This is a genomic window from Nonomuraea sp. NPDC052116 (genome assembly GCF_040680035.1).
GTDB classification, from domain to species: domain Bacteria; phylum Actinomycetota; class Actinomycetes; order Streptosporangiales; family Streptosporangiaceae; genus Nonomuraea; species Nonomuraea angiospora_A.
Genome location: NZ_JBFAWA010000003.1, coordinates 58,332 through 78,735, shown reverse-complemented (window position 1 = coordinate 78,735; position 20,404 = coordinate 58,332). Strand labels below are relative to the sequence as shown.

General features: G+C 68.5%; 24 protein-coding genes. 13 read left to right on the top strand and 11 right to left on the bottom strand.

Going from position 1 to position 20,404, the window contains the following annotated elements:
• The first annotated feature begins 23 nt into the window (after positions 1–23).
• Positions 24–587: a TetR/AcrR family transcriptional regulator gene (locus AB0L65_RS06020; protein WP_364240826.1), complete on the top strand. Its 564-nt coding sequence runs from the start codon at positions 24–26 to the stop codon at positions 585–587.
• 44 nt (positions 588–631) lie between these two features.
• On the opposite strand, the gene AB0L65_RS06015 is transcribed toward AB0L65_RS06020, so the two are convergent.
• The 4 genes from AB0L65_RS06015 to AB0L65_RS06000 form a co-directional block, all read right to left on the bottom strand.
• Positions 632–1,870, bottom strand: a complete 1,239-nt coding sequence (locus AB0L65_RS06015; RefSeq protein WP_364240823.1) for a HAMP domain-containing sensor histidine kinase — start codon at positions 1,868–1,870, stop codon at positions 632–634.
• A 444-nt stretch (positions 1,871–2,314) separates the two neighbouring features.
• The gene (locus tag AB0L65_RS06010; protein WP_364240820.1) at positions 2,315–2,860 is read right to left on the bottom strand and encodes a hypothetical protein; all 546 of its coding nucleotides are present in this window, start codon (positions 2,858–2,860) and stop codon (positions 2,315–2,317) included.
• 263 nt (positions 2,861–3,123) lie between these two features.
• Complete coding sequence (locus AB0L65_RS06005) at positions 3,124–3,711, bottom strand: HD domain-containing protein (RefSeq protein ID WP_364240817.1); 588 nt, start codon at positions 3,709–3,711, stop codon at positions 3,124–3,126.
• A gap of 166 nt (positions 3,712–3,877) precedes the next feature.
• Positions 3,878–4,795 (bottom strand): helix-turn-helix domain-containing protein, encoded by a 918-nt coding sequence (locus AB0L65_RS06000; protein WP_364240814.1) that lies wholly within the window; start codon positions 4,793–4,795, stop codon positions 3,878–3,880.
• Positions 4,796–4,934: 139 nt separating this feature from the next.
• Here AB0L65_RS06000 and AB0L65_RS05995 point away from each other — a divergent pair, with 139 nt between their 5' ends.
• Both AB0L65_RS05995 and AB0L65_RS05990 read left to right on the top strand, forming a co-directional pair.
• Positions 4,935–5,576 (top strand): DsbA family protein, encoded by a 642-nt coding sequence (locus tag AB0L65_RS05995; protein ID WP_364240811.1) that lies wholly within the window; start codon positions 4,935–4,937, stop codon positions 5,574–5,576.
• Positions 5,577–5,621: 45 nt separating this feature from the next.
• A complete protein-coding gene (locus tag AB0L65_RS05990) occupies positions 5,622–6,272 on the top strand; it encodes an NAD(P)H-binding protein (RefSeq protein ID WP_364240809.1) in 651 nt (216 codons plus the stop codon).
• 851 nt (positions 6,273–7,123) lie between these two features.
• Here AB0L65_RS05990 and AB0L65_RS05985 read toward each other — a convergent pair.
• Positions 7,124–7,576 (bottom strand): helix-turn-helix domain-containing protein, encoded by a 453-nt coding sequence (locus tag AB0L65_RS05985; RefSeq protein WP_364240806.1) that lies wholly within the window; start codon positions 7,574–7,576, stop codon positions 7,124–7,126.
• Positions 7,577–7,668: 92 nt separating this feature from the next.
• Between AB0L65_RS05985 and AB0L65_RS05980 the strand changes: the two genes are divergently transcribed.
• From AB0L65_RS05980 to AB0L65_RS05970, 3 genes are all read left to right on the top strand, one after another.
• Positions 7,669–8,262 (top strand): dihydrofolate reductase family protein, encoded by a 594-nt coding sequence (locus tag AB0L65_RS05980; RefSeq protein ID WP_364240803.1) that lies wholly within the window; start codon positions 7,669–7,671, stop codon positions 8,260–8,262.
• Positions 8,259–9,179, top strand: coding sequence for an NAD(P)-dependent oxidoreductase (locus AB0L65_RS05975; RefSeq protein WP_364240800.1), 921 nt, complete (start codon positions 8,259–8,261; stop codon positions 9,177–9,179). The genes AB0L65_RS05980 and AB0L65_RS05975 overlap by 4 nt, the downstream gene beginning before the upstream one ends.
• A gap of 120 nt (positions 9,180–9,299) precedes the next feature.
• On the top strand, positions 9,300–9,527 hold the full coding sequence (locus tag AB0L65_RS05970) for an antibiotic biosynthesis monooxygenase (RefSeq protein WP_364240797.1): 228 nt from the start codon (positions 9,300–9,302) through the stop codon (positions 9,525–9,527).
• A gap of 604 nt (positions 9,528–10,131) precedes the next feature.
• Here AB0L65_RS05970 and AB0L65_RS05965 read toward each other — a convergent pair.
• Positions 10,132–10,656 carry a hypothetical protein gene (locus tag AB0L65_RS05965; RefSeq protein WP_364240794.1) on the bottom strand — a complete coding sequence of 175 codons (525 nt, stop codon included), beginning with the start codon at positions 10,654–10,656 and terminating at the stop codon, positions 10,132–10,134.
• Between the two features lie 518 nt (positions 10,657–11,174).
• Between AB0L65_RS05965 and AB0L65_RS05960 the strand changes: the two genes are divergently transcribed.
• The gene (locus AB0L65_RS05960) at positions 11,175–11,306 is read left to right on the top strand and encodes a hypothetical protein (protein WP_364240792.1); all 132 of its coding nucleotides are present in this window, start codon (positions 11,175–11,177) and stop codon (positions 11,304–11,306) included.
• 156 nt (positions 11,307–11,462) lie between these two features.
• Here the strand turns inward: AB0L65_RS05960 and AB0L65_RS05955 are convergent, their stop codons facing one another.
• Together AB0L65_RS05955 and AB0L65_RS05950 are read right to left on the bottom strand one after the other, a co-directional pair.
• The gene (locus tag AB0L65_RS05955; protein WP_364240789.1) at positions 11,463–12,044 is read right to left on the bottom strand and encodes a carbonic anhydrase; all 582 of its coding nucleotides are present in this window, start codon (positions 12,042–12,044) and stop codon (positions 11,463–11,465) included.
• Between the two features lie 459 nt (positions 12,045–12,503).
• Complete coding sequence (locus AB0L65_RS05950) at positions 12,504–13,169, bottom strand: HD domain-containing protein (RefSeq protein WP_364240786.1); 666 nt, start codon at positions 13,167–13,169, stop codon at positions 12,504–12,506.
• 97 nt (positions 13,170–13,266) lie between these two features.
• On the opposite strand from AB0L65_RS05950, the gene AB0L65_RS05945 reads away from it, so the two are divergent.
• Positions 13,267–14,199, top strand: coding sequence for a helix-turn-helix domain-containing protein (locus AB0L65_RS05945; protein WP_364240783.1), 933 nt, complete (start codon positions 13,267–13,269; stop codon positions 14,197–14,199).
• Positions 14,200–14,425: 226 nt separating this feature from the next.
• Here AB0L65_RS05945 and AB0L65_RS05940 read toward each other — a convergent pair whose 3' ends face one another.
• Positions 14,426–14,857 carry an STAS domain-containing protein gene (locus AB0L65_RS05940; RefSeq protein ID WP_364240780.1) on the bottom strand — a complete coding sequence of 144 codons (432 nt, stop codon included), beginning with the start codon at positions 14,855–14,857 and terminating at the stop codon, positions 14,426–14,428.
• A 153-nt stretch (positions 14,858–15,010) separates the two neighbouring features.
• On the opposite strand from AB0L65_RS05940, the gene AB0L65_RS05935 reads away from it, so the two are divergent.
• Positions 15,011–15,337 carry a helix-turn-helix domain-containing protein gene (locus tag AB0L65_RS05935; protein WP_355212670.1) on the top strand — a complete coding sequence of 109 codons (327 nt, stop codon included), beginning with the start codon at positions 15,011–15,013 and terminating at the stop codon, positions 15,335–15,337.
• A 4-nt stretch (positions 15,338–15,341) separates the two neighbouring features.
• Here AB0L65_RS05935 and AB0L65_RS05930 read toward each other — a convergent pair whose 3' ends face one another.
• Entirely contained in the window at positions 15,342–15,506 is a 165-nt protein-coding gene (locus tag AB0L65_RS05930; RefSeq protein WP_364241817.1) for a helix-turn-helix domain-containing protein, read from the bottom strand.
• A 138-nt stretch (positions 15,507–15,644) separates the two neighbouring features.
• Here AB0L65_RS05930 and AB0L65_RS05925 point away from each other — a divergent pair, with 138 nt between their 5' ends.
• Positions 15,645–16,034 (top strand): hypothetical protein, encoded by a 390-nt coding sequence (locus tag AB0L65_RS05925; protein WP_364240778.1) that lies wholly within the window; start codon positions 15,645–15,647, stop codon positions 16,032–16,034.
• A 308-nt stretch (positions 16,035–16,342) separates the two neighbouring features.
• Positions 16,343–16,621 (top strand): hypothetical protein, encoded by a 279-nt coding sequence (locus tag AB0L65_RS05920; protein ID WP_364240776.1) that lies wholly within the window; start codon positions 16,343–16,345, stop codon positions 16,619–16,621.
• A gap of 147 nt (positions 16,622–16,768) precedes the next feature.
• On the opposite strand, the gene AB0L65_RS05915 is transcribed toward AB0L65_RS05920, so the two are convergent.
• A complete protein-coding gene (locus AB0L65_RS05915) occupies positions 16,769–17,713 on the bottom strand; it encodes a hypothetical protein (protein WP_364240773.1) in 945 nt (314 codons plus the stop codon).
• A gap of 111 nt (positions 17,714–17,824) precedes the next feature.
• Here AB0L65_RS05915 and AB0L65_RS05910 point away from each other — a divergent pair, with 111 nt between their 5' ends.
• Both AB0L65_RS05910 and lgt read left to right on the top strand, forming a co-directional pair.
• On the top strand, positions 17,825–18,898 hold the full coding sequence (locus tag AB0L65_RS05910) for a LuxR C-terminal-related transcriptional regulator (protein WP_364240770.1): 1,074 nt from the start codon (positions 17,825–17,827) through the stop codon (positions 18,896–18,898).
• Positions 18,899–19,475: 577 nt separating this feature from the next.
• Positions 19,476–20,372, top strand: a complete 897-nt coding sequence (lgt, locus tag AB0L65_RS05905) for a prolipoprotein diacylglyceryl transferase (protein WP_364240768.1) — start codon at positions 19,476–19,478, stop codon at positions 20,370–20,372.
• The last annotated feature ends 32 nt before the right edge of the window (positions 20,373–20,404 follow it).

Genomic DNA, 20,404 nt, shown 5'->3' with positions numbered 1-20,404 from the left:
GTTTATTTGATACCGTAGGGCATGTGAGTGCGAAGGACAAGCTGCTGCTGGCGGCGCGCGACTGCCTGCTGACCAAGGGGTACGCGCACACCACCGTGCGAGACCTGGTCGCGGCGTCAGGGGCGAACCAGGCGTCGATCAACTACCACTTTGGGTCCAAGGAGCAACTGCTCACGCGGGCCCTGCGCGATCTCAACACGGAGTGGGGTGAGCTGCTGTTCGCCGTGCTCGAAGAGCCCGCCGGGGCGCGGTCCGGCGATCAGGAAGCCCTGTGGGGACGGATCATCGACTCCATCCAGGCCAACCGATCGCTGTGGTTCGTCAACTTCGAATCCGTGGCGTCCGCGCGGCAGGACGAAGAGATCCGGGGAATGATCGCCGGCGGTCAGGAGCTCGCGCGGGCATCGCTGGCGCGGGCGTTCGCGGGCCTCGGGCCGGACAGCGATCCGGGGGAGGTCCGGGCGGCCGGATCACACTACCTCGCCCTGCTCGTCGGGCTCGCCTCGCAATGGCTCGCCGATCCTGAACGCGCGCCCACGGCAGAGCAGTTCGCCGCCTCTGGCTTCAGCTCCGGCCATCGCGGGTGATACCGCCTCTGTAGCCGATCGGGAGGACTGTGCGGAAGGCGGCGCTAAGGCGCAAGGGGAAGGCGCACCTCGAAGCAGGCGCCGCCGTAGGCGGAGTCCAGGACGGCGATGGTTCCCGAGTGGGAGCGTACGACGTCGGAGACGATCGCCAGGCCCAGGCCGGTGCCGCCGTGCCCGCGGCTGCGGGCCGTGTCCAGCCGGGTGAACCGTTCGAAGACCCGCTCGCGATCTGCCTCGGGGATGCCCGGGCCGTCGTCGCCGACCGCCATGATGGCCTGCCCCCCATCGCGGTGCACCTCGACCTCGATCTTTTCGCGGGCATGCCGCTGGGCGTTGTCCAGCAGGTTCGTCAGCACGCGGGTGAGCTGGCTGGACACCCCCTGCACCGTGACACCTTCCGCCAGGCTCGCCCGGACCGGGATCCGATCGGCGCGCCGCCCCAGTTCCGTACGGGTCAGGTCCCCCAGGTCCACCTTCTCGCGCACCGCGGATGTGCTGGATCCGAGCCCGGCGAGCATGAGCAGATCCCCCATGATCGCCTGCAGCCGGTCGACGTCGCCCAAGGTCTCGGTGAGCAGGCCATCCACGTCCCGGCCCTGCGGATGTATCTGGGCCTCCTCCAGCTTGACGCGCAGCCCGGCCAGCGGGGTGCGCAGCTCGTGCGAGGCGTCGGCCACGAACCGCCGTTGTTCGTAGGTGGCCCGCTCCAGCCGCAGCAGCGTCTGATTGAGCGTATGGATCAGCCTGGCGATCTCGTCGTCGCCTTCCGGCTCGGTGATGCGATCGCTCAGATGGTTGAGGGTGATCGTGGCGAGCTGGGACCGGACGGCCTCCACGGGTCGCAGGATGCGCCCGGTGACCTCCCAGGCGATCCATCCGACGCCGGCGACCAGGATGGCGGCCTGCGCCGCCACGATGGAGTTGACGAACGTGGTGGACGTCAGCGTCGTGGTGCGCCGGGCGGCGTAGACGATCGGGGACCCCGGCCCGTCCACCCGGAGCGCGGTGATGCGCAGGCAGCCGGGCGCGGGGTTGGCGCAGGTCTGGCTGTTCTCCATCGAACCGCCGGAAGAGGGCACCAGTTTCGCCATCGGCTCGCCGCCGGCCGACGGGGACGCCGCGAGCACATGCCCACTGGGACTCACGACCTGCAACAGATCCACCCCGGGCACCGACGGCTTGACCGTACGAGGCAGGACGCCCGCGCGTACGGCGGCCGCCGCCAGCACCGCCTGTTGCTGCGTGTCCTGCCATGCCACATCGGCGATCGCCTCTGAGATCATCTTGCTCATCATCAGGGCAATGGGTATGAGGACCAGCAGCGTGCAGACGACGCTCAAGATCGTGAGCCGCCCGCGAATCGACCGCGGGCGCAATTTCGACAAATAGCTGCCCACACCCCCAAAGTAGTGAAACTGTCCTGGACCAGGACAATGCTGGGGGAAAGCCTCGGCCAAGTCTCCGCGGATGGCCACGACCTGCTCATGGGCCTTCCCCGCCGCCCACCGCTTCTCACGCCGCCGGCTGGCGCCGGTGATGACCATCACGACGCCGAGCAGGACGGCTCTGCGCCGCCGAGTCCCGCGACGGGACGAGCCCGCCGTGCTCGACCCGCCGCCGATCAGCGGCAGCCGCTCCATGGACGTACGCCGGGCCCGTCTTTGCCGGGCCTGGCGCGGCGGACCAGGACGGGAGCCGCGGCGGGCAGGCCGAGCGGCGCGGCGGCCTCAGGGCACGTCCGGTCCCACGGCGGCCCGCTTCGCCGCAGACACGCGCCGTCCGTAGGACCACGCTCCCACGACGAGAGCACCCCCGAGCCCTCCGAAGGCCAGCCCGCCAAACAAGATCATCCATGTCACGTCCCCGCTGCTGGTGAAGGGCGCCGGTGGCGCGAACCGCGGAATCACCCCGGCAACGCTGAGCGGCGCCAGGACCAGCAGCACAACCCCGTACACGCTGAGGCACAACCCCACCCCCCAGGCCGGAACCAGGGGCAGGAAGGCAGGCACCCGCCGCCCGGCGAGAAACAGGGTCCACCGCGGAAAGACCGTTCCCCACCGCTGCACCAGTCCAAGAGCGAGAAACACGCCAAGCAGCGCCGCCAGCACCGTCAGGTCAATGCCGACATCCGCCAGCGCCTGATAGACGGCGTCCCCATCGCTCTCGACCCCCCGCAGCCAGGCCTCCCCGCTCACTCCAAGGGCATCACCGCCAAGAGTCCACACCGTCTTCACCCCCGCCCACGGCACGAGCCCGCACAGCAGCAGATACACCGCCCTCCGAACCCGCAGCGAAGCAGCCACACGCCCTCCCGACGCCGAACATCCGTGACACCGCAAGGCTCCCGTCAAGGGGTGATGGCGCGCCTCCCTCGCACGAGGGAACCCATTCACACCACCGGGTGAAGGAAGCGATACGCCGTACGACAGACGATGCGTCGTACGAAGGCGATGTGGCGGCGCGCGGTGATCTCCAACGTCAAGCCGGCGTTGCCCGGAACTGCACGGTCAACAGGTCATGTTCGGGCGCTCAGAGGTCACTCTCCGGCCTGTCGCCGGCGCAGCAACTCGGCTGCGATCGAGTACGGCGGTGCCGCGGCCCGGGATCGGGAGGCATGCTCGACGATCGCGTCCGAGACAGAGCGGTCGTCGGCGGGTCGGGGGTATGTGGCGTAGACCGGCTGGAGGATCGCGGCGTCGAGGTCGGTGAAGACGCCGGCGTCGGTGAAGACACCCTTGTGCGTCAGGTAGGTCAGCAGTCCGCGCCGGTCGGCAATGCCCAGGGAGGAGTGCAGGGCAATCGCTTCCCACACCCGGTCGGCGTCCGCCGCGGCGATGCCGTGCTCGGTCAGCACGGATGCCGCCAGATCGGCGCCTTCCACTTCGAACCGGGCCTGGCCGGCCGCGAGGGTGCCCAGCCCAAGATCGTGCATCACGCAGGCGGCGAAGAGCAGATTCTCGTCGTAAGCCGCATCGTTCAGGCAGCCTTCCTGTTCGGCCAGCAGGCGGGCGAACAGGAAGCTGCGGATGCTGTGGTCGGCGATCGGCGGGCTCTCCGTCTTCTGTACGAGGGCGAGGCTCGCGTCGGCCAGCGGCCCCGTGGGCAGGGCGAATATGTCGTTCATGCGCCGAACGTATGAGGGCGGAGCAAGAGCGAGAAGGGGCCCGAGTGCCATGCATCGCCAGGATCGGGTCATGACACCAGGTGGCCGCCCAGGGAGCGCACTGCACCGTGTCCTTGGTGGACGGCGTCTCGCGGCACGGCGCCGCTTGAAGGTACGTCTGGCGGCTTCAGCGGGCGGCCCGGGCCGGGCGGTACCGGCTACGGAAAGTGGCCGGTGTGGTGCCGGTGCGCTGGACGAAGTACTTGACGAAGTTGCTGGCGTCGAGGAAGCCGAGGCGGGCCCCGATGCCCGCGACGGGTTCTTCGCCGTGGGCGAGGAGGCGTTTGGCCTCCAGCACCACGCGACGGTCGATGAACTCCTTGGCACCGACGCCGGCCGCGGCGAGCGCGGCCCGGGTCAAGGTCCGCGGCGAGTATCCGAGGACGCGTGCGTAGTGTCCGACGTCGCGGGCCTGGGTGAAGCCGGTTTCGACGGCGGCGCGGAAGCGCTGGAAGGTCTCCGCGTGCTCGGCGGGCGGGGTGCCCACGGGTGCGGTCAAGTGGGTCAGGCGCAGCAGGAGCACGGCGAGCAGCCGCTGGAGGATGGCGGAGCGGGTGGGGGTCGGCATGTGGGTGGTGCCGTATTCGTGGGCGAGATGGTCGAGGGCCCGGTGCAGGGCGGGGGCGTCCTCTGCGGTGATCTGCCACAGGGTGCGTCCGAAGGGGTCGTCGAGGCGGACGTCGGCGGCGGTGGCGGGGTCGAGGAAGTCGGGCTGGAACAGCACCACAGTGCCGGTCGCCGCGCCGAGGTCGCCGAAGCGCTGTACCTGGCCGGGGCGGACCCACAGCCAGGTGCTGTCGGTGGCGGCGTAGTCGGCGAAGTCGATCATGTGCCACAGCAGCCCCTGTTCCACCGTGAGGAGCAGGTGGAAGTCCGGGCGCTGTGCGCGGCCGGCTCCCTCGGCGTCCCGTGCGCCTTCTACCCCGCCGTGGCGATGCAGGCGGCGGCGCAGCTCGGCGATCGGCATCACTTCGACACCGACCGCGCCGGCCGCCGGCGGGACGTACTGGATCTCCGGGATCGCTTCGTGTCCGTTTTTCACCACGACGAGACCTCACCGTACCTGGGCGGAACCTTGCCCGGCTCCTATGGTTGAACTCAGTCGAGAGCATATGCGGCGGCAACGATGTCGCAGCTCCCGGCCGATATCGATGACTGACTTCTACCAATGTCAGGAGGCCCGAATGACAGACCGTATCCGTCTGACGTACGCGTTCGACGCCTACTGCGGCTGGTGCTACGGCTTGGGCCCGGCGCTGCGGCAGTTCGCCGACGGCAACGCGGACCGTATCGATCTGCGGGTGTTGTCCGGGGGTCTCTTCTCCGGCCCGCGCGCCCTGCCCGTGGCGGCGTACCCGCACATCCCGGCCGCCAGCCGGCGCATCGCCGCCGCCACCGGGGTCACCTTCGGTGAGGGCTACAAGCACGCCCTGGCCAAGGGGACCCTGGTGCTGGACTCCACCGACGCCGCCGTCGGCCTGGTCGCGTTGAGCCGCCAGGCTCCCGGACGCGTCCTGGAACTGGCGAGTGCCCTCCAGCGCGCCTGGTGCGTCGACGGCCACAGCCTCTCCGACCTCGACCTGTACCGGTCCATCGCCGCCGGGCACGGCCTCGACGCCGACGCCGTCGCCGAAGCCATCCTCGACCCGGCCACCCGCGCCGAAGCCGAGGACGGCTTCCGGGAACTGCGCCGGCTCGGCGTCGACGCCTACCCGACCCTGCTCCTGCACACCCCCACCGGCATCCACCGGCTCGGCGGACCGATCTCGAACGCCCTCCAGCTCACCGAGGCCCTCGACCGGCACATGGCCCCCGCCTCCGCCTGACCGCCCCCCGAACCACCACAACAGATCACAAAGGAAAGCACTGCCATGACGAACATCGCTGTCTTCGGCGCCAACGGCACCATCGGCTCCGCCATCGTCCGCGAGGCCCTCGGCCGCGGCCACACCGTCACCGCCGTCGTCCGCGACCCCGCCAAGGTCACCGAACACCACGCGAACCTGACCGTCACCACCGGCGACGTCCTCGACGCACAGTCGGTCGCCGCCGCCGCGAAGGGCGGCGACGTCGTCGTCAGCGCTGTCGGCGGCGGTGACGGCCCCGGCCACATCGCCACCATCAAGCCGGCCGCCGTCGCCCTCACCGAAGGACTGCGGACCCTCGGCGGGCAGGCACCCCGCCTGATCACCGTCGGCGGCGCCGGCTCCCTGCGCACTCCCGACGGCAGGCAGGTGTGGGACGCCCCGGGCCTGCCGGACTTCCTGCTGCAGATCATGCACGCCCACGGCGACGCCCTCGACTACTACCGGACCGTCACCGACGTCGACTGGACCAACATCAGCCCCGCGGCCATGATCGAGCCCGGCACCCGCACCGGCGGCTACCGCACCGCCCTGGACGACCTCATCACCGACGACGACGGCAACAGCACCATCACCGTGGAGGACTACGCGGTCGCCCTCGTCGATGAGATCGAGCAGCCCAGGCACCGTGGGCAGCGCTTCACCGTCGGCTACTGACCGACAGGGGCCTGAGGCTCTTGCAGCCTCCAGCCCGGCAACGCGCGGCTCGCCGAAGATCCCCGCCGCCACCCTCACCGAACTCCAGGGCACGGGGGACCGGGGCTGCTCAAGGACTGGACGAGCTGTGGTTGAGCCCCGTAGCGGCTTCACGCATGGTGCCGGCGTGGTCGTCGATCACGCCGGTGCGGAAGAGGCCCGAGTGTCACGTGGACGCCGAGGGGCGCCAGTTCGGCGTGGATGGTCTGGGTGAATCCCTCGACGGCGAACTTCGTGGAGGCGTAAATGCCTCAGCCCGGCTCGATGTCCGTCGGGCAGGCGGAACAGCTCGAAGAACAGCCGAGCGGTGTCAGGCTCGTCCTCCACGACAAGTCGTCCTGAGGCCACCGCGTCATCGACGGTGACCTGCCCCTTCGCGAGGGCGTAGAACGGTTTTTTTCGCAGATCAGGCGCCACCGGCGCCGGGCCGGTCTCCGCCCGTACCCGCTCGCCGTCGCCCCGCAGCTCAACCGTTAGTGCGCGGCTTTCCCGACTGGATACCCGGGCCGCCTTGCCGCGGCGGGCCTCCGGAAACAGATGCAAATATCACCAAACTCGCGATGGCGTTCGTCACCGATGACAGTCCACATCGGCATCTGCCGGTCGAGCGGCGGAGCCGCGAGACTTTTCGGCAACCGGAAGGAGCGCAATCATGATCATGGATCGGACTGCGCCGCGGGCCGGAACCGAGGCGGTGGCTCGGTCCCGCGGTCCTCACCCTGTCGTCGCCGCTGGTGTTCGTGGTGTTGCCGGCCCTACCTCGTCGCACGGCAGGGCATGTGCCTCCCGGCGAGCTGTGCAGCCGGTCCCGATCACGTGGCCGCTCCTGGGCCTGGTAGCAGGTCGACGTCGCCGGCGTGCATCGGCTGGCCGCAGTGGGCGCAGCGCAGGTCGGTACGGCTGATCTCGCCGCATGCGTGGTGGCGGTAGAGGACGGGTGGTCCGGCCTGGCCGGCGAGCCATTTGTCGCCCCAGCTGGCCATGACCATGAGCAGGTCGACCAGTTCGGTGCCTTTGAGGGTCAGGTGGTATTCGTGGCGTGGCCGGTTGTCGTAGGGGCGGCGTTCGAGGATGCCTTGGTCGACGAGGTGGTTGAGGCGTTCGGTCAGGACTTTGCGGGAGATTCCGAGGTCGGCCTGGAGGTGGTCGAATCGGTTCAGGCCGGCCCAGATGTCGCGCAGGATCAGGGGCGACCAGGGCTCTCCGATGACGTCGAGGGTGCGGGCGATGGAGCAGGCCATGTCGCCGAAGTGGGTGCGTTGCATGGGGTCAGTCTACCCATTGGAGTTCCTTTAAGGAACTTCAAGTGCTACGCTCATAGGGTCTCTTCAAGGAACCCAGGGAAGGAATTGCCGCCATGAGCAAGGTCATCGCCGCCCACGCGGTGTCGGTCGACGGCTACATCACCGGCCGCGACCCCGGCGCCGGACGCGGACTGGGTGACGCAACGATGCTGTTCGACTGGTACGTCAACGGCGACACACCCAGCCAGGTCTTCGACGGCTTCAAACTGAGCGAGCCGAGCGCCCGCGTCTTCGACTCCCTCGCCGCACGTGTGGGCGCGGTCGTCGCGGGGCGCAACACCTATGAGGACTCCGACCATTTCGGAGGCGGCAGCCCGCACCCGAAGGCCCGCCTGGTCGTCCTCAGCCACCGGGCCGCACCGGAGATGACCGAACGGCAAACTCTCATCACCACCGGCATCAAAGACGCGATCACAGCCGCTCGCGAAGCCGCCGACGGCCGGGACGTCGGCCTCATGGGCGGCGGCGTCACGACCGAGGCCCTGAAGGCAGGACTCGTCGACGAGGTGATCCTCCACCAGGTGCCCGTCCTGCTCGGCGGCGGCCGCCCCTTCTTCCAGTCCCTGCCCGAGCACGTACACCTCCGCCTGCTGGAGGCCGTACCGGCACAGGGGGTCACCCACCTCCACTACGAGGTGGTCCGATGATCCTCGTCACCGGAGGGCTGGGCATGATCGGCGCGCACACCGCCCGCGCGCTCGTCGACCTCGGACACGAGGTCGTCGTCACCGCACACCACCGGACCGAGGTCCCGTCGTTCCTCGCCGGCCGGGTCAGCGTGGAGCCTCTCGACGTCACCGATCGGGACGCCTTCCTGGCTCTCGCCGATCGCCACGACATCAGCGACATCGTCCACCTCGCCGGCAGCATCCCCGGCGAGGACCCGGTCAGCTACTTCCGCACGGACACGATCGGCCTGCTCAACGCGCTGGACGCCGCCCGCACCTGGGGCGTGCGCCGGTTCGCCGTCGCCGGCAGCCTCGGCGTGTACGTCGGCCGGAGCGAGACCCGCTGGCACGAGGAGCTCGCGCTGCCCACCGCGAACCTGCCGCACCTGATCGTCGCCTTCAAGAAGGCCGTCGAGCCACTGACCACGCACAGCCTCCAGGGCAGCGGCGTCCAGCCGGTCGTGCTCCGGATCGGGAGTATCTGGGGACCGCTGATGGACCCGGAATCACCGTTCAACCACATCCCGCCGTACATCAGCGCCGTGCTCCGCGGTGAGAAGCCGCGGCCACTCTACGCCGACGACGGCGGCGACAGTTGCTACGCACCCGACGCCGGGCGCGCGATCGCCCTGCTGACGACCGCGGAAACCCTGAGGCACGACACCTACAACGTCTCCAGCGGCCGACCGTTCACCAACCGCGAGCTTGCGGACGCCGTGCAGGCGACCACTCCCGGCCTGCGGCTCGACCTCCTGCCCGGACGGCAGGCCGGCCCCGGCGACAACCCCTACCTCGACACCACCCGGCTCACCCACGACACCGGCTTCGCGCCGGCCTTCGACCTCGCCAAGGCGGTCGCCGACTACGTCGCCTGGCGCGCCGACAACCCCCGCTAGAACCACCCGGCAGCGGCCGGCCCAAGATCAGGAGCATCTGATGTACGGGGCACTCGTCAGGCTCGTCATCAAACCAGGAAAGCGATCGGAGTTCTGGAGCTTTCGCGTTGGAACACCCAGGTGGTCAGGGAATCCGAGCCGGGCACGCTGCGACTCGACCTGTGGGAGATCGAGACGGAACCTGACGTGGTGTACGTCTACGAGGTCTACACGGATGAGGCCGCCTTCGAGAGCCACATCAAGAACGGACCGGTGCAGAGGTTCGGTGAGATCATGAATGACCTGGTCGAGGGCTGGACCATGGTCATCCCCTTCGGGCACAGCACCATGTCGAATCTGGACGAGTGACCTGGAGCCGACAAGAGCCAGGCCACGACCCCCGCGACACACGCGGCTGGGCTGTGGTGGCGCGCGTCGATCACCTGCCGTTGAACGAGGCAGGCACGCCGGCCGGGCCCGGCGGACGCATCGCCACCGGTGAACCTGACGCCAAAAGCACGCAGCTGTTCACGCCGGCACTGACGCTGCGATCACGCAAACTCCCCATTCCCGGCCAGATCGGCCCCGTCGCGCGCGCCGCCGACCCATGCCGGCGCCGGACTCGCCGCTGACAAGGACCGGCTGCTGCACCCCCACGATGCCGGTAGAGGTCGACATCGGCGCTGGGGACTGGCGCTTGGTCAGTTGCTGCGTCCACGGCTCCGAGCGGCGGCGTGGTGATGCGGGCGGAGCTCACTTGGCATCGGGCAAGAACCTGGACAGGACGTTGGAACGAGCCGCGGGGGTCCTCGGTGTCGGACTGGGGTCGATGCCGCTGCCACCGGAGGCGCCGCACCGGCGGATGGTGGACCTGACCCGGTACGGCGTGCAGGCCACGGCGACCCGGCCGCCTGATCTCACGATCGATAGGTCCCTGCGGAGACGTCCGCAGGGACCTATCGATGATCACGCCTTACGGCTCGACGAGGCCGACCGCGAACGCGTAGTCGTCCAGGGTGAACTGAGTGATGCCCGTGATGCGCAGGGCTTGCACCCGGACGGTGTAGGTGCCCGGGCCCAGGGGAGCAGAGAAACGCTCGAGGGCGTGCGCTTCCTCGACGCCACCGGGGCTGTCGAACCTGTAGTCCGTGCTCGTGACCGGTTGCAGCTCGGTGGTCGTCCCCGCGGAGTTGATCACGACGATACGCACGGAGCACCATGCACTGGCGTCGCCGGCGCAAATGGACTCGGCGGTGAAGCGGGCGTCGACGAACCGCGTCGTCCCCGAGGGCACGGTGACGTTGACAGACGCCGTCGGGATGTTCCCCCAGGCTCCGACCGTCTGGGCGGTCCATGGGCTGCTCTCCCCGGTGTAAGACTGAGCGCTGGTCTGCGTGCCGGTCTGGGAACTGGACACGGCGTCGGCGGCGGTGATCGTCAGCGCGAGAGCGCCGGACAGCGCCGCCGCGGCGAAAGCGGCCTTGATGAGTCTGGACAACGGGGTTCCTCTCTGCTGGCGCGAAGCCGTGCGCTCCGCGATGGGTCGTTGCTGGAACCACGCTGACGAGAATTCCGTGGCCGGTGAAGCCCTGGCCGAATCATCCGTACAAGTCCGTACAAGCACCCGCCCGCCCCTGCCCGCGCCGACGCGCCGGCCAGCCGGTCGGCGGCGTACCTGTCATCCACCGCGGCCTGGACGCGCAGCTTTATGCGGCCCGCAGGTCGGCCGGCGCACAGGGGCGGTCACCTCGACCGGCCGCCCTGCGGCCCAGGCCACACCGGGTCGAAGGCGACCCGCCGCCCGCCCGATCAGTTCGGCCACACAGCCACGGGCCTGGCGAATCCCGCTCTGCTTCACGAACCGCCTGGTGGACACAAGCTGCGCCCCACCGGGTGCCGGAGGCAAGCCGGGATACCGGGCACTCGGCAGCCAGGCCGCCGCCTCGTGCACGCTTTTCTTCCTGCGAGCAGCGGCGCGGCCGCGTTCTGGTCGACGGCGTCCCGGAAGGAACCGTGGTGTTCGTGGCCACCCACCCGCTCACCGCCAGGGCCAACTCCCAGACCGTCACGGAACGGCTGACGGTCGAGGTCCTGAAGACGGCTCGGCATCCCGGCCGGCTCAAGCCTGGTCTTCACCCCGAGCTGTGAAGCGCCGTGCGGCGCGGGCGGCCAGGTCGCCGGCCCGCTGACCACCGGCGCGCAGCTCGACGGCGTGTTCACCTTCACCGACGCCACCGCGACCCAGCACAAACCCAGGCTCACCATCACCGTCGCCCCGATCATCCCGCCGCACGTGCAGATGGATTACGGAACGTCCCGGACGACCTCTGTCAGCTCGCCGGAATCGATGTCGTAGAAGAGGCCATGAATCTCAACGTGCTTCGGCGTGCCTGGGCTGTTGCGGATCAGGCTTACGTCGTAGTTGAGTGACTTCTCGAAGTCGGCGATGCAGATGCCGTCCCAGTCGTACGCCGACGAGATATCGGTGTGCTGTTCACGTTTCCACGCATCGATGATCCCCTCCTCCGTGAATGAGGTACCGCCACAGAAGGAATGGTGTACGACGACAACCCGCTCGATTCCGAAGAGGTGCTGGGAGACCGTGATCGAGCGAAGCGCGTCCGCTGCACGTCCACCGCCGACGATGAGGGGGAACACCGTCGCTGTAGAACCTCTCTTTCTGCCGGCCGCGTCGAGGACAAGGTCACCAGGGTAGACCTCGTCGCCGAAGTAATCGGCCACTGCTTGTGCGGCGCCCGCCGCCCGGGGGTCAAAGCAGTAGATGGCGATCGTCCTGACGGGAATCGAACTGGTGACGATCTCCCGAACTGCCGGTTCGCTGTAGCCCGGCTGTCCACGGAATGTGAATTCGACAAAATCCGACATGCTCAACTCCGATTCTCGCGGTACGGTCCCGGGCTTTCACGCAAAGTCCGGGATACTCGAATATGAGCACCGCCTCTGTGACCTTTCGGTGGGCGATGCCGATGCATCCCCCCTGGACGGGACGCCCACCAGCTGGGCGACGAAGGACTGGCCGGGGTGCTGAGCTGATGCCCGCTCATCATGCGTCGGCGCACGGACTGCTGAGTGAAAGAATGGGGCCGTGTGCCGTCGCCGGCCATCTGGGCTGAGGCGGCACGCGGCCCAGCGGTATCCTCGCGCCGCCCGCCGGCAGGATATGGTCATCGGTCTTGCGGGGTAGTGGCTACTCGCGCGTTCGCATCGGCGGAGGTTTGTACGGTCATTGAGGGCTGGCTTCCTGATTGGAGGGGACGGGTCGAAAGGCGACCCTGTCCAGCCGACGGAAACGGTCACCATGAAGCCGGTGCCGAGGGTCTCCGCCTACTCCCCCCACGGGCCATTGGCTACGCCACGCTCCATGACTGTGACTCCATCTGCTTCCCGCTCACGCGCCAGGTGGTAGGCGATCGCGTAAGGGGGCGCGGCGGTCTCGGAGCGGGCTCCGTGAGCGAGGACTTCGTCGGTCAGATGGCGGACCATCTCGAGCCGTGGGTAGGCGGCATGGATCTGCCTCTGTTCCTTGGCCACGAGGTCGAAATGTTTGCCGAAGTCAATCCAGATGCCTTCGTAGGTGAGGTAGGTCAGCAGTCCCATTCGTTCGGGGATCTGCGGAGTGGTGTGAAGAGCGATCGCCTCCCAGACCCGGTCGACGTCCCGGGCGGGAGCGCCGAGATCGGTCAGCACCGTGGCGGCAAGATCGGCGCCTTCCATCTCGAACCGGAGCCTGCCGGGTGCGTCGGGGCCTGTTCCCAGGTCGTGCATCACATGCGCGGCGAAGAGGAGTTCCTCGTCGTAGTCCGCGTCGTTCAGGACGCCTTTGTGGGCGGCGAACAGACGGGCCCAGTAGAAACCGCGAATGCAGTGGTTGAGCACAGACGGATGCGTCGCAGCACGTGCCGCGGCGAGGCTTGCCTCAACCAGCGGCCCGGCAGGAAGAGCGAGTACCTCGTTCTGCAGGCCTTCCGAGAGTGCGGGGATGCCGGTCATGACTCGACACTATGGAACCGGCCCTCCTGCCAAAAGTGGCACGGATGCCAACCAGCGCTACAGTCGTGCCACTATGACAAACAGACACCACGTTGCGGTGCTCGTACTGCCCGGTGTGCTGCCGCTCGAGTTCGGTACCGCGACGCAGATCTTCGCCATGGACCCCCACTACGAGCTGACCGTGTGCGCCGACACCGAGACCGGCCTGGTGCCAGGGTTCGGCTTCGCGATCACCGTCGCGGCCGGCCTCGAGGCCCTGGACGACGCCGACACTGTGATCATTCCGGGTTACGACCACATTGACGCGACCCTGTCAGCTGAGCTTCTGACGGCACTGCGAGCAGCTCATGACCGAGGCGCCCGACTCGTCTCCATCTGCACCGCCGCCTTCGCCCTGGCCGCGGCCGGGCTGCTCGACGGGCGCCGCGCGACCACACACTGGCGGCACGCCGAGCAATTGCGTCAGCGCTACCCACACGTCGATGTCCTGCCGAATCAGCTCTACGTCGACGACGGCGAGATCCTCACGTCCGCCGGCGTGACCGCGGGAATTGACCTGTGCCTGCACCTGATCCGTACCGACCTGGGCGCCGCAGCAGCGAACACACACGCACGCGATCTCGTCGCGCCGCCACGGCGACGGGGAGGCCAAGCGCAGTTCATCGAACAATTCCGCCCCGAAGCGAGCGGAGATGAACTCGCACCTCTGCGGGAGTGGATGCTTGACAACCTTGCGACGCCCCTGACCGTCGACCACCTCGCCGAACGCGCCCATATGTCGCGGCGGACACTGATCCGCCGCTTCCGCGAGGAGACCGGCACTCCACCCATGGCCTGGCTGACCGACGCACGCATTGACCGAGCCCGCGAACTGCTGGAGGCGACCACCGTGCCCATCGAGCAGATCGGCCGCCTGACCGGTCTCGGCGCTCCCGCTTCCTTGCGGGCCGCATTCCATCGACACCTCGGCACTTCCCCTCAGGAATACCGGAGCCTGTTCCGCCACAAGGACGAGATGGCGGACGCATGATCTTGGGGTGCCCTTGAATCGCCCGACTCGACAGATGCGGGCCTTCTGGGGCGACAGCTGCCAACACGGGGGCTATGACCTCACGCCGTCCTTACCCCCGGACCTGTCCGATGCCCGCTGGGCGTAAATGGAGCCGACACCGACGGCCTGGCTAGCCGCACGCATGCAGGCTCGTGCGCGAGTTGGCCGTCCAGATCTGGGGCAATCCGATGGCCAGAGCGTCAGGTCATGCCGCGGACCGCGGCATGGGATCGATCAGATCGGCGGCCAGCAGTGCCTGATCGAGCCCGGAATGGGTGTGCAGCAACTGACCGACGCCCGTGATCTCCAGAATGCGCTTCACCCGTTCGTGCGGGGCGGCCAGGTGCAGGCCGGCGCCATGCTCATCTTGACGGTGGTGCTGCCGGATGAGCAGATGCAGGCCGGAGCTGTCCATGAAAGTCACCCCGGACAGATCCAGCACCAGGGGCAGGCCGGCGTCCGGATGCTGACGCTCGATGTAGGCGGTCAGCTGGGCGACGGTGGCGGCATCCACCTCGCCAACCACCTCGATGAGGGTGCCGCCGATCAGGGCTCGGCCGGTCAGGCGTAGCGGGGTCACGTCAGTCATCCGCGCGGCCAGGTCCTCGGCATGGTGGCCGACCGCCTGCTCGGACATCGCGTATCCGCCTCCTCGATCGGTACGGGGACTTTGGTGACGCTCTCAACCGTAAACCCTGAAGAAGGTTACATGAAATGGCTTTCACTATAAACTCTGAAGTCAGCCACTACCCGACACCGTCCGCCACCACGGACTGAAAGCGTGAGCGCCATGCAGCCCGGTCACGAGACCCCGGCCTGGACCTTCCTGACCCACCACGCCCGCGTGCTGCTGGAGATCGCCCGCAACCCCGAAGTACGACTGCGCGAGATCGCCTCCTGGATCGGCATCACCGAACGCACCGTACAGAGCATCGTCAACGACCTGCACGACGCCGGATACCTCACCCGCGAACGAGTCGGCCGCCACAACCGCTACACCATCAACACCGACCTGGACTTCCGCTACCCCACCGAGGCCGGCATGCCGGTGCGCCGCCTGATCGCCATGTTCACCGACCGCGACCTGCCCGACGGCCCGCCGTCGCACCAGCCGTAGACCGTTACTTTGCCGGCTCGGCGGCCGATGTGGCGGGTTGGTCGTCGTCTTCCAGCGCCCGGTACGGCGTGGAGCGGCCGACGCCGACCTTGCGGGCGATCTGGGTGACGGACTGGCCACGGGCGCGGCACCACCTTCCTCCTCCCCTTGCTTCGTCAGGCCGTGTCAGATAACGCGTTCGTCACTATGCGTCCCGCTCATGCTGGTTCGGGAGCACTCTGGAAGCATGTCGAAGACGGCAGCAGGATCCGGACGCGCCCCACGGTCACGGGGCAGGCGGTGGACGGCCATCGCCGCGATCGTCGCGATGACAGCGTTCCTGGCCGTGGGGTTGATCGGCTTCTTCGCCGACCCGCTACACCTCCCGCCGGACGTGCTGGGCGTGCTGGATCAGCGGGCCAGCGTGATCAGCATGTTCATCGGCGCGGCCGGACTGGTGGTCGCGGTGGTGGCGCTGCTGCTGCAACTGCGCGCCGACCGTACTCAGCCGACCGCCACCACTGATCCAGCGGAGGCGGTGCCCGAGACGCCGCCTGGCGTGTCGGCTTCGGGGGAGCGGTCGATCGCCATCGGCGGGGACAACTCCGGCATCGTCTCGACCGGGGATGGCGCGCGCAATGTGCAGATGCGGGCGCAGGCCTCGGGGGAGGGCCGGGTGTATCAGGCAGGCGGCGACCAGACCATCAACGAACGATGACCACCACCCCGGGCGGCTGATTCCCCGGCCCTGCTCCCGAACGTCCGGACGTCCGGATGGACGGCGTCGCTCGTGGGCAGGGCCGGTTCTACCGGGTGGCTCGCGACCAGACCATCAACCAGGTCACTCACTATGCACCGCGGCGGCCACTGCCTGAGGCAGGCGCTGTGCGAGTCCGCACCGGGCTGACCGTCCTGCCGCGATCCTTCGTCGCCGCGATGCGGCCCTGACCGTCATCCGCCAGGCACTGCAGGACGGGACGGGTGCGGTCAATCAGGCCCTACTCGGGCTGAGCGGCGTCGGCAAGAGTGAACCGGCCCTGCAAATACGCCCACCGCCACCGCGGCCGGTACCGGCCGGGGTGGTGGGTCGACGCCGACGGCCCGGACCAGATCCGAGCCGGGCCGGCCGCTTTCGCCCGCGCGCTGACCTGCGGCATCGACTCGGTGGCCGCCGAGCAGGCCACCGAGGAAGAAGCCGCTGCCTGGGCGCTGAGCCGGCTGGTCGCCCATCCGGGCTGGCTGGTCATCTTCGACAACCTCGAATCGAGCCGTACCTGGCCCGTCCGTCCGACGGCCACGTACTGATCAATACCCGCCGCGCCCTGAGCCAGGCCGGCGCCTACATCAACCGCACTACCGCCTGGCTCGACATCCGCGGTCGCCACCCTCGCCCGCTGTGCACTGCCGCTGTGAGAAGCGGCGGCGGGGTTTCCCGTCGCCGCCGCTTCCAGGTCAGTCGCAGCGGATCGCTGAGGCTGAATACGTTCCGCCTGGCCCGGTGACCGTGACGGTCATGGTGTAGCAGCGGACTTCGCTGGCGATGCTCTTGAGCATCATCTCGAAGTCGGATTGGCTGTTCCCGCCTACCGGCATGACCTCGATGCCGCCGGGATATGTGGCACCGCCGCCACCGCCTCCGTGGGGGACGGGGACGTGGCGCGGCCTGTCTCTGGGGTCACATACCGCGCCCTGGCTCATCAGCCTCCCGTTCTTCTTGGCCCGGTTGCCGACCTGCTTCGCCCATTTCGAGTTCTGCATATGCACCGAAGCGGCGAGGAAGTTGCCGGTGTTCACGGCATTGATCGTGGCCTTGAACTCTGCGAATCTCCCGGGACCGAGGTTGTACAGCATGTCGATCAGCACGACTTGCCTGGCCGACGTCAGAAGGTCGAAATTGTGGAACACCCGGCGGGCGTTCGCGACGGCGGTGCGGTAGTCGGCCTGGAACAGGGTGCTGATTTGAAGCGGCGTCAGGTCCTGGGTTCCGGCGCGTACCGCGGCGTAATTGGCGCCGACGGCCGCCAGCAGGGCGGGGGCGTCAAGGCGGTCAAGGTTGAACCCGACGCCCACCGAGGGGTGCGGGGGGTCGGCGGTGTCGGGATAGACGTGCGGATTGCCGCTCAGCCCGTAGGGGCTCTCGTTCTCCGCCACGTACGCCTGCATCTCCTCGTCCGTCAGCTGCGGCTCTTGACTCGGGTCCGCGTCGGGATCTTCCGGGATGCCGCCGGGACCGCCGCCTCCGTCGCCTCCGCCGGGGCCGCCGCTGGTGGAACAGGTTCCGTCGGCGAAGGCGGGTGCGGGGGTGATCGTGATCGCGGTGAGGAGGGAGAGGAGGAAGGAGATGGTGGCGAGGACGAGCATGAGGGGTTTTCGTCGCGGGGATCTGCGAGGCGTCATGCGTCTTCCTGGTTCAGTTGGGGGGATGACCAGCTCATGATCACAGCAAGGAGAAGTCCGTGAATATCCCAGATATCTGGGATATTCCGGGCGACGGGTTAGGCTGCCGCCGTGATCTCGCGCAGGGAAGTGGAGCGCCAGGTGATCTCTGATTTACGGGACCTGGCCAGGGCGGGCTTGAGCGCGCCGGAGGTGTTCCGGCAGGCCGATCCGATGCTGCGGGATGTGCTCGGATTCGACGCGGTGTGCTGGCACACGACTGATCCGGCGACGGGGCTGGTCAACTCGGTGCTCACCGACGATCTGGAGCTGGACGATTTTCGCCAGGCGGTGCAGCTGGAGATCTGGGGTGATGACGTCGCGAGGTTCCCCGAGATCCGGCTCAGCGGTCGCGGCGCCGACACCCTCAGCCGCGCCACCGGCGGGGTGTTGCGGCGCAGTCTGCGCTATCGCGAGCAGATCGCTCCGGCCGGCTTCGGTGACGAATTGCGCGCGGTGTTCGACGCCGGAGGCGGGATGTGGGGTTGTGCGGCGTTCATGCGCGCCCCCGACCGGGGCCCGTACCGGGCCGGTGAGCTGGTGCTGGCCCAGCGCGCCGCGCGGCATCTCGGCATCGCTCTGCAGCGCAGCCAACTGCTGCACTCGCCTTTCACGCAGCCGCCACTGCCGCCCGCCGTGGTGGTGCTGGGGCCCGACAACCACCTGCTTGGCGCCGACGAGCAGGCAGAACGGTTGCTCGGCGAATTCACCGACGACTCCGGCTCGATATTCACCGTGCCGACGTCGTTCGTCATGGTGGCCGAGCAGGCCAGGAGCGCGGCGACAGGCATCCGGACTCCCTCGGGCCTGCGGGTGCGGGGGCGCGACGGCAGATGGTTCGTGCTGCACGCCTCGCTGCTGCGAGGTAAGGCGGACGGACCCGCAGCGGTGGTGATCACCCCGGCCTCGCCCGCCGACATCATGCCAGTGGTGTTCGCCTCCTACGGGCTCACTCCCAGCGAACGCGAGGTCGCCTTACGCATCGTGCAGGGCCGCAGCACCGGCGACATCGCCCAGATCCTCTGCACGACGCCACTGACCGTGCAGGATCATCTCAAGTCGATCTTCACCAAGGCCGGTGTTCGCAGCCGGCGCGAGTTCGTCGCACGACTTCTCATGGCCCATCCCCCGGACGTGTGGACCTGAGGCGCCCGGCCGGGACCCTGGACTGGTGATGGTCGCAACGTCATCAGGGACGCGCCGCGCTCGGCGGGTCATAGCAGGGTTACGCCTCCCTGCTTCTGGTGGGTGACGACGACGCGGGGGCCGTCGAACGGAGGCGTCCGCGCGGCCGGGATTGCGGTCGATAGCGCGCCGGTGATGGTGTGGTCGCCCTGGTTCGTCACGAACGCGTAGCGTCCGTCCGGGGTCAGTGCGATCGCCGTCGGGCCGGGGCCGACCGTGATCTGTTCGGCGTGTACGGGTCGGGTCGACGACGGAGCCCTGGCGGGCAGGGGCGCCTGTTCCGTCGTACGCGTACAGGTGGGTTATCAGCATCGCCGAGCCATCGAAGAACCGCTGTCAGGTAGGGCGATCATCCCCGACTGTGCTGTGTGGGTCGTGATGTCGAAGGCCGGGCCGTCTTCGGCCACGTAGGTCGCAATACCGTCGGGCCCGGCGTCGGATGCCGCACCGGTTCGGCTATGTCGCGTCACGTCGCAGAAGGCTCGCGATCAGGTCACGAAGGCGGCCAAGGGGCCTCGCGTTGGCTAGCCTCACCGGCATGTCTCTCGCCTCGATTCCCAGCCCTTCCGAAGGGGTCTGGTATCTCGGATTCATCCCGATCCGGGCCTACGCATTGTGCTTCATCATCGCGATCGGCTTCGGCATCTGGCTGAGCGAGCGCCGCTGGCGCGCCCGCGGCGGCGAGAAGGGCACGATCGGCGACCTGGCGGTCCCCGGAGTGATCTTCGGCCTGATCGGGGCTCGCCTCTACCACGTCATCACCGACTGGCAGACCTACTTCGGCCCGCGCGCGATCAAGGAGCCGTACCAGGCGCTGTTCATTTGGGAAGGCGGGCTCAGCATCTGGGGCGCGGTCGCCCTGGGAGGCCTGGGCATGTGGCTGGCCTGCCGCCGCCGGGGGCTGTCCCTGGCAGCCGTGGCCGACACGGTCGCGCCCGGCATCGCGTTCGGGCAGGCGATCGCCCGCTGGGGCAACTGGTTCAACCAGGAGCTGTACGGTAGCCCGACCACGTTGCCGTGGGGCCTGGAGATCGACCAGGCGCACGGCGGCGAGCCAGGCGTGCTCTACCACCCGACATTCCTGTACGAGTCGCTGTGGGACGCGGCGCTCGGTTTCGGACTGATCCTGGCCGGCAGGCGGTTCACGCTGCGCCACGGCCGCCTGTTCGCCCTTTACGTCGCCGGCTACACGTTCGGGCGGTTCTGGATCGAGGGGCTGCGGATCGACCCGGTCGGCGGGGTGGACCACGCGGTGACGCTCCTGGGGCTGCGGATCAACCAGTGGACTTCGATCGTGCTGTTCGTCGGCGCGCTGGTCTATCTCTGGGTGACTCGTAACAAGGACAACGAAGAGATCGTGGTGCCGGCCTCACAAGGCAATGCCTCGCACGAGGAGAATGGCGGGCAGGTCTCCGATCCGGCCGAGAGCACCTGACGCGACCGACATGCCGTGCTTGAGCCCCGCGA

What these genes read in the sequence shown, in the direction of transcription:
- AB0L65_RS06015 (WP_364240823.1), bottom strand. Translation starts at nt 1,870, where the DNA reads ATGATCTCAGAGGCGATCGCCGATGTGGCATGGCAGGACACGCAGCAA.
- AB0L65_RS06005 (WP_364240817.1), bottom strand. Translation starts at nt 3,711, where the DNA reads ATGAACGACATATTCGCCCTGCCCACGGGGCCGCTGGCCGACGCGAGC.
- AB0L65_RS05995 (WP_364240811.1), top strand. Translation starts at nt 4,935, where the DNA reads ATGACAGACCGTATCCGTCTGACGTACGCGTTCGACGCCTACTGCGGC.
- AB0L65_RS05990 (WP_364240809.1), top strand. Translation starts at nt 5,622, where the DNA reads ATGACGAACATCGCTGTCTTCGGCGCCAACGGCACCATCGGCTCCGCC.
- AB0L65_RS05985 (WP_364240806.1), bottom strand. Translation starts at nt 7,576, where the DNA reads ATGCAACGCACCCACTTCGGCGACATGGCCTGCTCCATCGCCCGCACC.
- AB0L65_RS05980 (WP_364240803.1), top strand. Translation starts at nt 7,669, where the DNA reads ATGAGCAAGGTCATCGCCGCCCACGCGGTGTCGGTCGACGGCTACATC.
- AB0L65_RS05975 (WP_364240800.1), top strand. Translation starts at nt 8,259, where the DNA reads ATGATCCTCGTCACCGGAGGGCTGGGCATGATCGGCGCGCACACCGCC.
- AB0L65_RS05955 (WP_364240789.1), bottom strand. Translation starts at nt 12,044, where the DNA reads ATGTCGGATTTTGTCGAATTCACATTCCGTGGACAGCCGGGCTACAGC.
- AB0L65_RS05950 (WP_364240786.1), bottom strand. Translation starts at nt 13,169, where the DNA reads ATGACCGGCATCCCCGCACTCTCGGAAGGCCTGCAGAACGAGGTACTC.
- AB0L65_RS05940 (WP_364240780.1), bottom strand. Translation starts at nt 14,857, where the DNA reads ATGTCCGAGCAGGCGGTCGGCCACCATGCCGAGGACCTGGCCGCGCGG.
- AB0L65_RS05935 (WP_355212670.1), top strand. Translation starts at nt 15,011, where the DNA reads ATGCAGCCCGGTCACGAGACCCCGGCCTGGACCTTCCTGACCCACCAC.
- AB0L65_RS05925 (WP_364240778.1), top strand. Translation starts at nt 15,645, where the DNA reads ATGACAGCGTTCCTGGCCGTGGGGTTGATCGGCTTCTTCGCCGACCCG.
- AB0L65_RS05915 (WP_364240773.1), bottom strand. Translation starts at nt 17,713, where the DNA reads ATGACGCCTCGCAGATCCCCGCGACGAAAACCCCTCATGCTCGTCCTC.
- lgt (WP_364240768.1), top strand. Translation starts at nt 19,476, where the DNA reads ATGTCTCTCGCCTCGATTCCCAGCCCTTCCGAAGGGGTCTGGTATCTC.